The organism is Cereibacter johrii (assembly GCF_001720585.1).
GTDB classification, from domain to species: domain Bacteria; phylum Pseudomonadota; class Alphaproteobacteria; order Rhodobacterales; family Rhodobacteraceae; genus Cereibacter_A; species Cereibacter_A johrii.
The window spans coordinates 17,204-32,150 of the sequence record NZ_MABH01000230.1 but is presented as its reverse complement, the minus strand read 5'-3'; the positions used below and the strand labels follow the sequence as shown (position 1 = coordinate 32,150).

At 67.9% G+C, this 14,947-nt stretch carries 14 protein-coding genes and 1 tRNA gene; 9 read left to right on the top strand and 6 right to left on the bottom strand.

What is annotated here, in order from left to right; genetic code table 11:
- The 6 genes from A9O63_RS19200 to A9O63_RS19175 all read right to left on the bottom strand — a co-directional run.
- The coding region (locus tag A9O63_RS19200; RefSeq protein WP_069333334.1) for a c-type cytochrome at positions 1 to 876 on the bottom strand (876 nt) is incomplete at its 3' end.
- Between the two features lie 25 nt (positions 877 to 901).
- The gene (locus A9O63_RS19195) at positions 902 to 1,309 is read right to left on the bottom strand and encodes a hypothetical protein (RefSeq protein WP_069333333.1); all 408 of its coding nucleotides are present in this window, start codon (positions 1,307 to 1,309) and stop codon (positions 902 to 904) included.
- A gap of 10 nt (positions 1,310 to 1,319) precedes the next feature.
- The gene (gene ctaD, locus A9O63_RS19190) at positions 1,320 to 4,016 is read right to left on the bottom strand and encodes a cytochrome c oxidase subunit I (RefSeq protein WP_069333332.1); all 2,697 of its coding nucleotides are present in this window, start codon (positions 4,014 to 4,016) and stop codon (positions 1,320 to 1,322) included.
- Positions 4,013 to 4,987, bottom strand: a complete 975-nt coding sequence (locus A9O63_RS19185) for a cytochrome c oxidase subunit II (protein ID WP_069333331.1) — start codon at positions 4,985 to 4,987, stop codon at positions 4,013 to 4,015. Before A9O63_RS19185 ends, ctaD begins: the two co-directional genes overlap by 4 nt.
- A 328-nt stretch (positions 4,988 to 5,315) precedes the next feature.
- On the bottom strand, positions 5,316 to 6,086 hold the full coding sequence (locus A9O63_RS19180) for a phosphatase PAP2 family protein (protein ID WP_069333330.1): 771 nt from the start codon (positions 6,084 to 6,086) through the stop codon (positions 5,316 to 5,318).
- A gap of 214 nt (positions 6,087 to 6,300) precedes the next feature.
- A complete protein-coding gene (locus A9O63_RS19175) occupies positions 6,301 to 6,783 on the bottom strand; it encodes an autoinducer binding domain-containing protein (protein WP_069333329.1) in 483 nt (160 codons plus the stop codon).
- 47 nt (positions 6,784 to 6,830) lie between these two features.
- On the opposite strand from A9O63_RS19175, the gene A9O63_RS19170 reads away from it, so the two are divergent.
- The 9 genes from A9O63_RS19170 (at position 6,831) to A9O63_RS19130 (ending at position 14,777) form a co-directional block, all read left to right on the top strand.
- Positions 6,831 to 7,490, top strand: a complete 660-nt coding sequence (locus tag A9O63_RS19170; RefSeq protein WP_084296062.1) for a helix-turn-helix transcriptional regulator — start codon at positions 6,831 to 6,833, stop codon at positions 7,488 to 7,490.
- A 110-nt stretch (positions 7,491 to 7,600) separates the two neighbouring features.
- Entirely contained in the window at positions 7,601 to 8,302 is a 702-nt protein-coding gene (locus A9O63_RS19165; RefSeq protein WP_069333327.1) for a LuxR family transcriptional regulator, read from the top strand.
- A 176-nt stretch (positions 8,303 to 8,478) separates the two neighbouring features.
- Positions 8,479 to 9,111 carry an acyl-homoserine-lactone synthase gene (locus A9O63_RS19160; protein WP_069333326.1) on the top strand — a complete coding sequence of 211 codons (633 nt, stop codon included), beginning with the start codon at positions 8,479 to 8,481 and terminating at the stop codon, positions 9,109 to 9,111.
- Positions 9,112 to 9,226: 115 nt separating this feature from the next.
- Positions 9,227 to 9,499, top strand: coding sequence for a hypothetical protein (locus A9O63_RS19155; RefSeq protein ID WP_069333325.1), 273 nt, complete (start codon positions 9,227 to 9,229; stop codon positions 9,497 to 9,499).
- A gap of 337 nt (positions 9,500 to 9,836) precedes the next feature.
- Entirely contained in the window at positions 9,837 to 11,459 is a 1,623-nt protein-coding gene (locus A9O63_RS19150; RefSeq protein WP_069333324.1) for an OpgD/OpgG family glucan biosynthesis protein, read from the top strand.
- Entirely contained in the window at positions 11,459 to 11,659 is a 201-nt protein-coding gene (locus A9O63_RS19145) for a hypothetical protein (RefSeq protein WP_002720275.1), read from the top strand. Before A9O63_RS19150 ends, A9O63_RS19145 begins: the two co-directional genes overlap by 1 nt.
- Positions 11,660 to 11,662: 3 nt before the next feature.
- Positions 11,663 to 13,450, top strand: a complete 1,788-nt coding sequence (gene mdoH / locus A9O63_RS19140) for a glucans biosynthesis glucosyltransferase MdoH (RefSeq protein WP_069333323.1) — start codon at positions 11,663 to 11,665, stop codon at positions 13,448 to 13,450.
- Entirely contained in the window at positions 13,443 to 14,642 is a 1,200-nt protein-coding gene (locus A9O63_RS19135) for an OpgC family protein (protein WP_069333322.1), read from the top strand. Before mdoH ends, A9O63_RS19135 begins: the two co-directional genes overlap by 8 nt.
- A gap of 60 nt (positions 14,643 to 14,702) precedes the next feature.
- Positions 14,703 to 14,777 (top strand) — tRNA-Gly (locus A9O63_RS19130).
- Positions 14,778 to 14,947 lie beyond the last annotated feature (170 nt).

Below are 14,947 nucleotides of genomic sequence, written 5' to 3'. Positions count from 1 at the left end.
CTCACTCAGCGTCGCCACGGCGGCGGCAGGTTCCGGCCCGCCGTGGAAGGACCCGGAGAGGGTGGTGAGCGGGATGTCCCACGCGGGCCCCTCCGCCGGGGCCTCCGGTCCCGCGGCGGGGCGCGTGGCCCCCTCTTCGCCTCCGGGACGCACCCGGCCGAAGCGCTGCGCCAGCGCCCGCAGCCCCTCGCCCGGCACGGCGGAGGCGGCATGGGTCATGTAGCCGCTCTGCCGCCGCCCGTCGCGGTAGGCCAGCAGCGCCATCTCCAGATAGTCCGGGGTCTGGATGTCGAGCCGCGGAATGCGCGCGTTCCCCGACACGCCGTCCGTGCCGTGGCATCCGGCGCAATAGCCGAAGCCCGGCGGACCCTCGGTGGAGGCGGGTCCCACCAGCGCCCCATATTGCTCATGGGTCATGCCGCCCACGCGGGTGAGGAAGGCCACCACCGGCCAGACCTCGTCGTTGCGCACCGAAGGCCAGCCCGGCATCCCGGACATCTTCACGCCCTCGCGCACGATCCAGCCGAGTTCGGCCGGCGTCCAGGAGCCGACCGCCTCGGCGATGGGCGGGGGCGCGGGCACCATGGCGCGGATCGTGGCCGTCCGCATCGTGCCCGGTGCGCCATGGCACGTCTCGCAGGCCGAGGCATAGTGCCGGGCGCCGAGGCGCACCATGGGCTCGGTCAGATCGGGCACCTCCTCGGGCGGCGGCGCGCGCAGTTCGACGGAGTTGCGGAAGGTGGTGTGGAGCACCCAGCTCACGCCGGGCCAGTGCCCGCTCCGTGCCGAGGTGTTGTAGAGGCCGAGAAAGACCACGGCCGACCCCGCCAGCGCGCCCGCCACGGCCAGACCTCCCAGAAGCAGGACGGGTCTCATGCGGATCCCTCCGGAGTGCGGGACCTCATCGGCAGGTCCCCGCGAACAGCGCGGGCAGCGCCGTATAGACGGTGCCCACGAAGGAGACGATGGCGAGCAGGAAGGCTGCGTGGCCCAGAAACTCGTGCCGGTCCTCGTTGTTGCCGCCCGCGTGGGCGTAATCGTAGTCGTCGAGGAAATCCCATTGCTTCCAGGCGCTGCGGGCCACCAGCAGGATGCCCGCCAGGGCGAGCAGGGTCAGCGCGGCCATGCCCCAGCGCAGGAGATCGACTTGGGCTTCCGCGCGCGGGACCTTGGCGCAGAAGACGGCGGCCGCTCCGTAGCAGAGCACGAAATGCACGGCCCAGATCGTGGGGGCGAAGGTGATCTTCCAGAGGCTCGCGCGCTCCTCGGAGAATTCCTGCTCCTGCGAGATCTTCCGCTCGTCGCTCATGCCGCCTCCCTCAGCCCAGCACCCGCGGCGCACCCGCGATCATCGCCACCGTCACCAGCACGGTCAGCCCCAGGAAGTGCCAGAACAGGGCCGAGTTCCACAAAGGCGCGTCGTAGCGTGGCGTGATCCGCCCGAAGATCAGGCCCGCCAGACCGTAGAGCTGGAAGATCAGGCCCGCGATCAGGTGGGCGACGGTCCAGACCACGAGGACCCACATGCTGGCCGGATAGACATGCTCCGTGGGCTCGAGGCCCGCCACATGGGGCGAGGCGATCAGCGCGGCCCCGGTCGCGAGCGTCAGGAGCGGCGCTGCGGAGAGGCACAGCCGGGCCAGGCCCGTGCGGTGCCGGCGGTTCGCCTCGCGCGCGGCGAGCGTCAGCGCCCAGGAGGCCGCGCCCAGCGCCAGCGCCGCGAGGGCCAGCGGTCCGTCCGCGTGCGCAGCGCCCGCGGGGGGATAGTCGGTGCCCGCCGTCCAGTAGAAGAAGACCCCGAACACCAGGCTCGCGAAGGCCGTGCTGTCACCCAACATCGTGACGAGGGCCAGCGGTCCGTCCGCGTGCGCAGCGCCCGCGGGGGGATAGTCGGTGCCCGCCGTCCAGTAGAAGAAGACCCCGAACACCAGGCTCGCGAAGGCCGTGCTGTCACCCAACATCGTGATCCAGACGGCCCACCAGCCGACCGCCCCGGAGCCCGAGACATAGATCGGCAACCGGAGCCCCAGCCCCACGTCGGCCATCTCATTCTCGGGGATCTCGGCCGATCCGGTCCAGAGCCACCAGACCACCATGGCCACGGCCAGAACCGCGCTGACGATGGCAGGCCCGTACCAGGCGAAGGTCGGGAAGATGAAGGCGCCCCCCGTGAAGATCGCGGCCCAGATCGTCTTCCAGGTCGGCCCCCCGATCCGCAGGAGCTGGAGTGGGCGGCCGTCGATCACCGAGGTCACCAGCGTCTCGCGCCGCCCCGCCTCGGCATCGGGCAGGTAGAAGCGGCCCGCATCCATCCGGTCCACGAGCTGCTGCTGCTGCCAGACCGGGTAGCGCGTGTCGATGTAGGGGATCGAGCGGACGCCCCAGGATTCGTCCTCGAGATCATGGGTCCATTCGAGGGTGCCCGCTCCCCACGGATTGCGCTCGGTCAGCTTCTCCCGCTTCGGACGCAGGAGATCCCAGACGAAGACCGCGAAGCCGGCCGCCATGACGAAGGCGCCGACGGTCGAGACGAGGTTCAGCCAGTCCCAGCCGACATGGCCCGGATAGGTGAAGACGCGCCGGGGCATCCCCTTCAGCCCGGTCAGGTGCATGGGCAGGAAGGTCACGTTGAAGCCGGTGAAGAGCAGCCAGAAGGACCAGCGGCCCAGCCGCTCCGACAGGGTCTTCTTGGCGATGACGGGGTAGAAGTAGTAGACGCCCGCGATGACCGGAAAGACCATGCCGCCGAAGAGCGTGTAATGCAGGTGGGCCACGATGAAATAGGTGTCGTGGACCTGCCAGTCGAAGGGCGCGATGGCCACCATGACGCCGGTGAGGCCGCCCGCGGTGAAGACGGCGAGACCGCCCGCGATCCAGAGCATCGGCAGGATCATCTTGACGCGCCCCACCATGAGGGTGGCCACGAAGGCGAACAGCTGGATGCCCGTGGGGATGACGACCGCCTCGGAGGCCGCCGAGAAGAAGCCGAGCGACAGGGCGGGCAGCCCGGTGGTGAACATGTGGTGCACCCAGAGGCCGAAGCTGATGAAGCCCGTCCCCACCGCCGAGAGCACGATCCAGGAATAGCCCACGATCGGGGTGCGCGCCGCCGTGGGCACGATCATCGCGGCAAGGGCGATCGAGGGCAGGAAGATGATGTAGACCTCGGGATGGCCGAAGATCCAGAACAGGTGCTGCCAGAGCAGCGGATCCCCGCCCCGTTCGGGATCGAAGAAGGGCCAGTCGAACCCGCGCTCCATCTCGAACAGGAGATCGCCTGCGATCAGCGGCGGGAAGGCGAAGAGGATCATGCCCCCCACGACCAGCACATACCAGGCGTAGAGCGGCATCAGATTGACGCGCATCCCCGGCGGGCGGCACTTCAGCACCCCCACGATCAGCTCGACCGCGGCGGCGATCGAGGCCACCTCGATGAAGGACAGGCCCAGAAGCCAGATGTCCGAGCCCAGCCCCTCGTCCTGCGTGGCGAGCGGCGGATACATGAACCAGCCCGAGCGGGGCGCCGCATCGAACAGGATCGAGCCCAGCACGAAGACGCCCCCGATCAGGAAGCACCAGTAGCCATAGGCCGACAGGCGCGGGAACGGCAGGTCCCGCGCACCGAGGAGGGAGGGCAGCAGGATGATCGAGATCGCCTCGAACATCGGAACGGCGAAGAGGAACATCATCGCCGAGCCGTGCATGGTGAAGAACTGGTTGAAGCGGTCGGCCGAGAGGAAGTCGTTGTCGGGCACGGCGAGCTGCACCCGCATCAGCAGCGCCAGCACGCCCGCGCAGAGCATGAAGGCGAGCGCTGTCAGGGCATACCAGACGCCCACCTCGGTGTTGTTCACCGCCGACCAGTAGCGCCAGCCCTTGGGCGTGGCCCAGACCCGGCGCAGCCGGTCGGCCTGCGCCTCGGCCACCTCGGGCGGCACCGGCTCGGCGAGCATGGCCTCTGTCGGCGGAAATGGGCCTTCGGGAGCCGGCGCGTCGGTATCGCGGACTGTTCTCATTCGAGCGCCTCCAGCCAGGCCGCCAGGGCCTCGAGTTCCGCCTTCGACAGATGGCCGTAGGCGGGCATCCGCACGCCCGGCTTGATGGCCTCCGCATTCGCGATCCAGGAGACCATCGCCGCCCGCTCCATTGGCAGGATCCCGGCGGCGAGCGTCGTGCGGCTTCCGAGGTGGGTGAGGTCGGGGCCGACGACGCCCGCAGCCGGCGTGCCGCGGATCGCATGGCAGGCGCCGCAGCCCTCACGGAAGAAGATGGCTTGTCCCTCGCCCTCGGCGGCCCGTGCGGGCGCGGCTTCCGCCTCGAGCCAGCGGGCGAACGCGGCCTCCTCGAGCACGACGGCATTCATGGCCATCAGCGCGTGAGAGGCGCCGCAGAATTCGGCGCACTGGCCGCGGTAGATGCCGGGCGTCACCGGCTCGAGCGACATCCGGGTGGTGCGCCCGGGGATCATGTCGGTCTTGCCCCCGAGACCCGGCACCCAGAAGGAATGGATCACCCGCCCGGCCAGCAGCTCGATCTCGGTGCGGGGGCCTGCGGGCAGGCGCAGCTCGTTGGCCGAGACCACAGGTTCTTCGGAACCCGGCGGATAGTAGTCCACCCGCCACCAGAATTCCTCTCCGGTGATCCGCACCCGCAGCCCGTCGCCCGGCGCGCGCTGCTCCGGCATGATCGACAGGCCCCAGGACAGGAGCGCCGTCAGCACCACGAGCGGCAGCACGATGCCGCCGCCGATGATGACCCCCTCGGCCAGCTTGCGCGACATGCGGCCCGGCCTGCGGCGGGTGACATAAAGAAAGAGGCCGTTCAGCGACAGCCAGAGCAGGACGGCCCCCACCAGCATCACGGTGAAGAGGCGATTGATCTGCAGGGCATCCGCGCCGCCGGCCGAGAAGACCGACTGGGGCCCCGCGCATCCGGCCGATGCCGTCAGGATGAGAAGGCCGAGGCCCGCCCGGTATCGATCTCGCATTCCACCCCTCGGTTTCCCCGGTGCCGCACCTCACGCGGGATCGCCCGGCTCCATCACGGGAACGTGTGGTGTGATGACTTCGTTCCGGGCTCCCGCAGGGACTTTTTCGGCGGGCAGAGGTCCGGGCGCGCGGCTGCCCTTCGTGACCCTGAAATCTCTCGGACAAGCAGCCCATGCGCCCGTCCCGATCGGCTCGAATCCGTTCCGGTTCGGGATAGGACGCAACCCACGGCGAACGGCAACCCGGGCTTCGGCCGTCCGGCGCCTGTCGGGGCCCGAGCGGCAGGTTTCGCGAAGGACGGCTGGCGCGGACCCGATGGGCGCGACGTCAGCGCGGCACGGTCGGAAGAGGCCGGTCCCCGGCCCCCTCCGTCTCCGGCGAGGCCTCGATCATCCGACGGCGCCGCAGCCAGCGCGCGACCAGAAGGCAGCCGAGCGCCCAGGCGGAGCCGGCGGTCCAGCCAGCCAGCACGTCGGTGGGCCAATGGACGCCCAGATAGACGCGGCTCGTGCCGACGGCCACCGTCACGAGCACGGCAAGCGTCAGGATGTAGACCTTGGCCCACAGGTGCGGTTGCGTGCGGGCCACGAGCGCCGCCAGCGTCAGATAGGTCACGGCCGCCATCATCGCATGGCCCGATGGAAAACTCGCCGTGTAGGTGATCGTCTCGTGCGGAACGAGGTCCGGCCTCGGCCTGTCGAAGAAACGCTTGGCGGTGAAGCTCAGCGCCTGACCGCTGCCCGTGGCAATCAGGACGAACCACATGGTCCGCCAGCGGCCGGTGAGACCGAGAAAGACGGCCACGGCCAGGGTGAGGAAGGCAAGAATCCCCACGCCGCCCAGGGCGGTCACGTCGCGGGCGAGTTCCTCGAACCAGGCGGGCCCCAGCGGATCGGAGGGATCGGCGGGGTTGCGCATGAGCAGGAGCAGCCACTCGTCGAAAGCATGCGAGTCGCCCTCGACGATCTCATCGGCCAGCTGGGCGAAGGCCCAGCCCAGCGCCGAGATGGCCAGAAGGAAAGCCACCGTCCACCGCTCGCCCCAGACGCCGAGACGCAAGGCAAGTTTCGACAGGGAACGGAAGGAAGGTCGTGTCATGCCGCCTCGGGACTGCTGCGCGATGAGCGCTCGGGACAGCGCAGGAGCCGGATGATAGGGGCGGAGCGCGGGAGAGCAAGTCCGCGGCCATTCCATTCCCGAGAGGGCAAGAGGCCGAGGAAGCGCCCTGCCCCTCGCCTGTCGGTGCCCGAGAATCGGCGCGCGGCACGAGATCGGGCCAGCAGCCCGAAGCCGCTTCCGGCCGACCGACGAATCAGCGACGCAACGTCGCGCCCAGGTTGCGAAGCTCGGCGAGCTGCGCCTCGGAGCATTTGGCGATTCCGTCGGTCAGGTCATGGAGCTGCTGCACATGCTCGAGCGCGAACTGCGCCTCGGCATCGTCGAGCTCGCGGTCGTTGCGGCAGAAGAAGCCGAGCGTCCGCGCCGACGCTTCGCCCACCGAAACCACAAGCCCGTACCGCAGGCCATATTCCGCAGCCTTTTCCATGACTCCCTGCTCGTCCATGTCGCGAAGCTCGCTCCAGCGGCAGATCCCCGGATGTTCGAGACCCCAGCGCACCGTCGGATCGACGAAGATCATCGCCTTCTCCGCGTAGAGGTTCACCCACTCCTGAGGGTAGGTCTGATAGAGCAGAGTCGGATTGGCAAAGCGGATCCGGACCCCGATGGCGAAGTGCCAGTCGGAATGGGCGGCCACGGCGGAAAGTAGATCACGTACGCTCGGAACGTTCACCATGCTTTGTATCGGTCCGCAGGTTGTGTATCAGAAAGAGGCACGGCATCATGCCCCATGACTGCTACTTTACGGTCAGTCGGATTACAATGGAACAGCACAAGCTTATGCATCTGTCAGACATGAGGGAAGCATTCCTGCAGGTTGCACAAGCGGGATTCTATGTGGCGCTTCGGCTTGGATTCTACTCTCCCGAAGACGAGTTGAACACGTTCCCGGAACAGTTCGTGGAACTCTACACGGCGCGGGGCCTCGCCCTTCAGGACCCGCTGATGCGCTGGACCTTCACCAACCACGGGGCGCTGCGCTGGAGCGCGGTCGACCTGCCCGATCCGCTGGGGGTGGTCGCGCGCTACCGGCAGTATGGGATGCGCTACGGGGCCACCATATGTCTGGCGGGGCGCGGGCCCGTGCCGAAGAAGAGTTTCGGCATCTTCGCCCGCGGCGACCGGGAGTTCAGCGACGCCGAGATCGTCGACCTGCGCGAGCTGCTGACCACGCTCCATGTGAACGAGCCGCAGTCGCTGACCGAAAGCCAGGTCGAGGTGCTGCGGATGCTCTCGACGGGTATGCGCTACAAGCAGATGGCCTATGCGCTGGGGATCTCGGAGAGCGCCGTCAAGGCCCGCCTGAAGGGTGCGGCCCAGCGGATGAACGCCAAGACCGCCGCGCAGGCCGCCTCGGTCGCAGCGAGTCGCGGCATCCTTTAACCCGGCAGCAATCCGCAGGTGTGATGACGCAACGTCAGGCACGGCTCCCAAAGGTGTTTGGAACGTGCTAAATAAATACGACGGCTGCGCGATGGCCGGGGGGAGCCGGCATGGACATCATCGACCTCAGCACAGTTGCCACGGACGATGCGAGCTTCCTCGACTATATCGACCAGCTCTGCCAGAAGCTGGGCTTCGACTATGCCTCCTATGCGACGACGAGCCCGATGACGGGCGCGGTCCAGGGCTATGCCAACTATCCCGACAGCTGGAAGATGCACTACATGCGGCGCAACCTGCACCGCGTGGATCCCACCATCCACAAGTCGGCGCTGAGCATCGCCCCCGTGGACTGGAGCCGCTTCGAGCGCGACGAGCGCTTCCGGGCCGTCTTCTTTGCCGCCGAGGATTTCGGCATCACCCCCCAGGGACTGACGGTGCCCGTCCGCGGCCCCTACGGCGACCGGGGCCTTCTGTCGGTCACGCGCAACTGCGCGCGCCCGGAATGGGAGAAGCACAAGCGCGCGGTGATCGGCGAGCTGCAGGTTGCGGCCGTCCATCTGCATGATGCGGTCATGCGTTCGGACGTGATCTCACGCGCCTTGCGCCAGCCGCGGCTCTCCGCGCGCGAGATCGAGGTCCTGCAATGGGCGGCGGCGGGCAAGTCGCAGACGGACATCGGCGACATCCTCGGCATCTCGCACCGCACCGTCGAGGTGCACCTGCGCTCGGCGCGCGAGAAGCTCGGCACCCTCTCCACGGTGCAAGCCGTGGGCCGTGCGATCGGGCTGGGTCTGGTCTATCCGAGATGAGAGAGCTCCGCCGGAAGGCGTATGAGGCACTTTGAGCCCTTCCCCTCGCCCAGAGGACCGAAATTCAACCGGAAATTGCCAAAGGAAGCCGTCCGGCTACGGGATTCCCCTCATAGCCGAAACGGGTCGGGATGCGCAACTATAGCCGTATGTTACGCAACCTTGGGGTTTGAAGAATGATCTTCATCATCGACTCGCTCAACCTCCGCGAGCACGCAGACATCGTGAAGGACATGTTCCGGTTGCGCAAGCGCGTTTTCGCGGACCGACTCGGCTGGGACGTCCAGATTTCGCAGGGGATGGAGCGCGACCGCTTCGACGACCTGGATCCGGCTCACGTGGTGAGCGTGGATGACGAGGGCCGCGTCGTCGGCTGCATGCGCCTGCTTCAGACCACCGGCCCGCACATGCTCTCCGACGTGTTCAGCTCGATCCTGGACGGCGAGCCTCCGCTGCGCAGCGCAACCCTCTGGGAAGCCACGCGCTTCTGCGTGGACACCGACCGCCTGGTCTCGGGCCGCGCCCGCAACTCGATCGCCTATGTCACGAGCGAAGTGATGATCGGCGCCTTCGAATTCGCCATGGCGGCGGGTGTGACCGATGCGGTCGCCGTGATCGACCCGGTGATGGACCGCGTGCTGAAGCGCTCGGGCAATGCGCCGCACGGCTATGTCGGCACGCCGAAGCCGATGGGCAAGGTGACGGCTCTGGCCGCTCTGATGGACTGCTCGGAAGAGCGTGTGAACCGCATCCGCGACTTCGCCGGCATCTACCACGACGTGACGCAACCGCAGACGGTCACGGCCTGAACGGCGGCAGACATCCGCCGCAACCAGGATCTTCTCGGTTGCGGAAGAAGCCTGACGCAGGCACTTCGGACTGGCGGCCGATGATAGGCCGCCCGCCGCCCCACGGAGGATCAGCATGGCGCAGCCTGAGCCAGACCGGCCGAAGGTGACCGAACTCGCCGCCCGGCGCCCCCCGCGGGACGACCGGAGCGAGCACGGCTGGCTTGTGCCTCACCTGATCTCGCTCGTGGGCTATGCCGAGCGCCACGGCCTGACCGAGATCGAGGCGGCGCTTGCCGAGGCGGCCGAACGGATCGCGCCCGCGGTGCAATCCGAGGCCGCGGACAAGACCCCGGCCAGCGAGCGGCTGTTCTATCTCCGCCGCCCCTACCCCGAGAAACGCGACTGAGCCCCGAGGGCTCGGCTGTCCTGCACCCTCGATTTTCCAGCTGTTGGGAGCCGCGACTCAGGGCCGGCGCCGCTGTCGGTTGCCGTTCTTCCGCTGCCTGTCTGCACCGCAGCATCTGCCGCGCCGCGCGCGTTTCGAGGCGGCGCCCGAACCGGCCGGGCGTGTGGCGCGAGAAGGTGCGCTGATTTGCACACATCTTCGGCGAATCCGCGCTCACGCCCCCGATGCGACGCTGCCTGTGCTTGCAAGTGCCTGCGGCACAACCATATTGCTGGACGATGCGAATCTTGGACTTGTGCTCTGCAAGCCTTTGAAAAACGGACGTCGTCTCTCTGATATGCCCGCCCCTGCCGCCCCCTCCGCCCGCCTGAACCGGCGCCTGCTGCTTAGCGCGGCAAGTTCGTCGCTCGCCCTCGCTGCAAGCGGGCTCATCGGGCTGCCCCTCCGGGCGCAGGAGGCGCCTGCCGACGCGCCTCCGGCCTCCGTGCCGGTCGCTGCGCCGCAGCAGTTCAGCTACGACTGGCTGACAGAGGAGATGCGGGTCGCGGCCACCCAGCCGCATGTGGAGCCCGAGAACCTCACGGGCTTTCTGGGCGAGCTGCAATACGACGATTACCGCTCGATCAACTTCCGCACCGACCGCTCGCGCTGGGCGGATACGGACAGCATGTTCCGCATCCAGGCCTTCCACCTCGGCTGGCTCTTCGGCGCTCCGGTCCGCCTCTATGACGTGACCGACGGCTATGTCCACGAGGTGCGCTTCTCGACCGACGACTTCGAGTATCGCAACGAACTGGCCACGCGCGTGGCGGCCCACGTCGACCTGCCCGGCGTGGCGGGCTTCCGGCTGAGCTTCCCGCTGAACCGGCCGGACGTCTTCGACGAGCTCGTGGCCTTTCTCGGCGCGAGCTACTTCCGCGCGCTCGGCCGCGGCAACGGCTACGGCATCTCCGCCCGCGGGCTGGCCGTCAACACGGCCACCTCCGCGCCCGAGGAATTCCCGCGCTTCTCGCGCTTCTATCTGGAGCGTCCGCATGGCGGCGGCCTGTCGGCCGTCCTCTATGCCGCGATGGAGAGCCCGAGCGTCACCGGCGCCTACCGCTTCGTCATCACGCCCGGCATCGAGACGGTGATCGAGGTGACGGCGCGCCTCTTCTTCCGCAGTGCGGTGACCCAGCTCGGCGTGGCGCCGCTGACCTCGATGTTCCTTTTCAGCGAGAAGAACCGCGCCACCTATGACGATTTCCGCCCGAACGTGCATGACAGCGACGGTCTTGCCGTCCGGCGCCACGACGGCGACATCCTCTGGCGCCCCCTGAACAACCCGCCGCGGCTGGCCAGCAGCTACTTCGGCGAGGAGAATCCGCAGGCCTTCGGCCTGCACCAGCGCAAGCGGTCCTTCGACGACTATCAGGATGCCGAGGCGCACTACGAGCTGCGGCCCTCGGTGGATGTCGAGCCGATCGGCGACTGGGGCAAGGGGATGGTGCGGCTCGTCGAGATCCCGACCCGCTACGAGACGAACGACAACATCGTGGCCTTCTGGGTGCCGGAAGGGCAGATCTCCGCCGGCGATGCGCGCGAATTCGCCTACCGCCTCCGGTGGGGGGCCCTGCCCATCGAAGAACCGTCCGACATCGCCCATATCTGGGAGACGCGGGCCGGTCACGGCGGCGTTTCGGGTGTGGAGAATACGGGCGAAACCCGCAAGTTCGTCATTGATTTCAAAGGGGGTCTGCTGGGCGGACTTCCCGGCGACGCCGAGGTGGAAGCCATCACCTCGGTGCAGCAGGGACAAATCGTCACGCAGACTCTTGAACGATTGGACGGGATGGACATATGGCGTCTCGTTCTCGACGTGGCCGCAGCCGAGGGGGCCACGGTGGAACTGGCGGCGCACATCGCCGGTTATGGACGCAAACTCTCGGAAACATGGCTCTATCAGTGGATCAAAGCCTGATGTCGAATTCTGCCGACTCCTTGCAGACCGGCGCCCTCGAGGCCAGCTCGGTCGAAGATATCGCGGTTCTGGTGGACCGGATCGGCGCACCTCCGGCCGCGCCCTGCGCCATGCCCAAGCAGCAGCTTGAACCGGCCGCGACCGGCCTGTTCTCGATGCTGCGGCTGTTCGGGGTGGGTGCCCCGAGGCCGGAGCACTGAGCCATGCCCGCGGAGCGGCGCCGTCGCGCCGTCACGCTGGCCTCGCGTCTCGTCGCGGCGGCGATCAGCCTCACCGCGGCAGCCGGGGCCTTCTTTCTTTTTCTGCAGTTCGGTTCGACCGACGGGCTCGATTCGATGGACATCACGCGGAGCGTGCTGATCCTCGTCTCGACCTCGTGGCTCGGCTGGGGCGCCGCCCATGCGGTGCTCGGTCTCTTCACGCGCCCGCAACGGCCGGCCAACGTGCCGCCCGACGCGCCGATCTCGACGCGCACGGTCATTCTCGTTCCCGTCTATAACGAGGATCCTGTCTCGACCTTCTCGCGCATCGCGGCGATGGACGCGTCTCTCGCGGCCACGCCCTGGCGCGACCTGTTCCATTTCGCGATCCTCTCGGACACCCGCGACGAGGCCATCGCCGCGCGCGAACGCTTCTGGTTCCTGCGCCTCCTGCGCGAGCGCGACGCCGAGGGCCGCATCTTCTACCGCCGCCGTGCGGTGAACCGCGGCCGCAAGGCGGGCAATATCGAGGATTTCATCCAGAAGTCGGGCTCTGCCTACCCGTTCGCCGTGATCCTCGATGCGGACAGCCTGATGGAAGGCGAAACGCTGGTCGACATGGTGCGCCGGATGGAGGCCGAGCCACGTCTCGGGCTGCTCCAGACCCTGCCGGTGGTGACGAAGGCGCGCGCCCGCTTCGGGCGGTCGATGCAGTTTTCGGCCGCGCTTCATGCGCCCGTCTTCGCGCGCGGGCTGGCGATGATGCAGGGCCGCACCGGCCCGTTCTGGGGCCACAATGCCATCGTGCGGGTGCAGGCTTTCGCGGAAAGCTGCGGCCTGCCCGAGCTGTCGGGTCCGCCCCCCTTCGGCGGCCATGTCATGAGCCACGATTATGTCGAGGCGGCGCTTCTCGCGCGTGCAGGCTGGATCGTCCGGTTCGATGACGACATCCGCGGCTCCTACGAGGAAGGCCCGGAGAATCTAGTGGACCATGCGAAGCGCGACCGGCGCTGGTGTCAGGGCAACCTCCAGCACGGGCGCATCCTGTTCGCGCCCGGCCTGTGCGGCTGGAACCGCTTCGTGTTCCTGCAGGGCATCATGGCCTACATCGCGCCGCTCTTCTGGCTGGGCTTCATCATGGCCTCGATCGCGGCGCCCTTCTTCGCCCCGCCGCTCGACTATTTCCCGGTGCCCTACTGGCCCTTCCCCGTCTTCCCCTCGGACGAGACCTGGAAGGCCATCGGCCTCGCGGTGGGCATCTTCGGCCTCCTGCTCCTGCCCAAGCTGATGATCGCCATCGAGGCCATCGTGACCGGCCGGGCGGCAGGCTTCGGCGGCGCGGGGCGCGTCCTCGTCTCGACACTGGCCGAGCTTGTCTTCTCCAGCATCATCGCGCCGATCCTCATGGCCTTCCAGACCCGCTCGGTGCTGCAGGTGCTGCTGGGCCGCGATGGCGGCTGGCCCACCAACAATCGCGGCGACGGCAGCCTTTCCCTGGCGCAGGCCTGGTCGGCCAGCCACTGGATCGTGACCTGGGGCCTTCTCGGCATCGGCGCCACCTATTACTTCGCGCCGGGCCTCGTGCCCTGGCTGCTTCCGGTGGCCTTGCCCATGATCTTCTCGCCGCTCGTGATCGCGGTCACCTCCAAGCGCAGCCGCTCGGCGCTTTTCACCATGCCGCTCGAAGTCGCGCCGACGCCGGTGCTTCTGGCGCATGAAGCGATCCTCGCGGACTGGGAACGCAGCCCCGCCCCCGAGGCTGTTCCGGCACTGGCGGTCAGCCATGCCTGACCGTCCCCTCCAGGTCGCGGCGCGCGACAAGAGGCTCGACGTCTTCCGCGGTCTGGCCCTGGTGATGATCTTCATCAACCATGTGCCCGGAACGGTCTGGGAGAATTTCACCAGCCGCAACTTCGGCTTCTCGGACGCGGCCGAGGGCTTCGTGCTGATGTCGGGGATCGCGGCGGGCCTCGCCTATTCCAAGGGGTTCTGGACGCCCACCTGGGCCGCGGCCCGCAAGATCTGGCGCCGGGCCTGGACGCTCTATCTCGTCCATCTCCTCACCACGATCTGGGCCATCGCCATCTCGGCGGCCTTCGCTCTCTGGTTTGCGGCCCCGGATCTGCTGCATGAGAATCAGGTCTGGATCCTGTTCCAGAAGCCTCTGGGCTTCCTGATCGGCGTGCCCGCGCTGACCCATCAGCTCGGCTACACGAACATCCTGCCGCTTTATGCGACGCTGCTTCTGGTCACGCCGGCTCTCATTCTGGCGGCGCTGCGGTTTCCGCGGACGCTCCTTGTCGGATCGGTGCTGCTCTGGGCGGTCACGGGCCAGTTCCGGCTGAACCTGCCGAACTTCCCCAACCCGGGCGGCTGGTTCTTCAACCCGCTCGCCTGGCAGATCATCTTCGTCATGGGTCTCCTGACCGGCGTCGCCCTGAAGAAGGGCAGGCGATTCGTGCCGATCCTGCCGTGGCTGCAGGCCCTGACGGCGGCCTATCTGCTGCTGGCCCTGATCTGGCTGAAGGTGCCTGTGGTCTACGACACGATGAACCATTTCATGCGCGTCCTGAACCAGGATCTGGGCCTGCCCTTCTACATCACCGCCTTCGACAAGACCTTCGCCACCGTTCCGCGCCTTCTTCATGTGCTGGCGCTGGCCTACCTGCTCAGCACGCTCGGCTGGGTGCGGCATCTGGCGGCCTCGAGCTGGGCCGAGCCCTTCGCCCTGCTAGGCCGCCACTCGCTGCAGGTCTTCGCCACCGGCACCATCCTTTGCTTCGCGCTGCAGGGGGTCAAGGACCTGACCGGAGACCGCTTCCTGTTCGACACGCTCCTGCTGGCCATGGGCCTTTCGGTGCAGTTCGGCGTGGCCTGGCTTGCGGACCGCTGGAAGGGCGAGGCGGCTGCCCGCCCCGCCCCGAAAGCCGCGCCGGCAGGGCCTGCGACGGCGCCCCAGACCGCCGCGCACGGGACGGCCTGAAAGCTGCAAATTGCCTCTTGCAGCCTCCCGGCGGCTCCGCTAATACCCGCCTCACGGAGCGCGGGCGTAGCTCAGGGGTAGAGCATTACCTTGCCAAGGTAAGGGTCGTGAGTTCGAATCTCATCGCCCGCTCCAGAAGACCGAAGGGCACCCTCACGGGTGCCCTTCGTCATTTGCGGATCTGCATCGAGACGCGGCGCGCGCTTCCGTAGCGACTTGTGCCCCCACGGCAGGGCTTCCCGAGGCGACGCTTCGGTCGTCGCGGAGCCCCCCTCCTCGATGGACCTGCCCTCCAAGCCACTCGC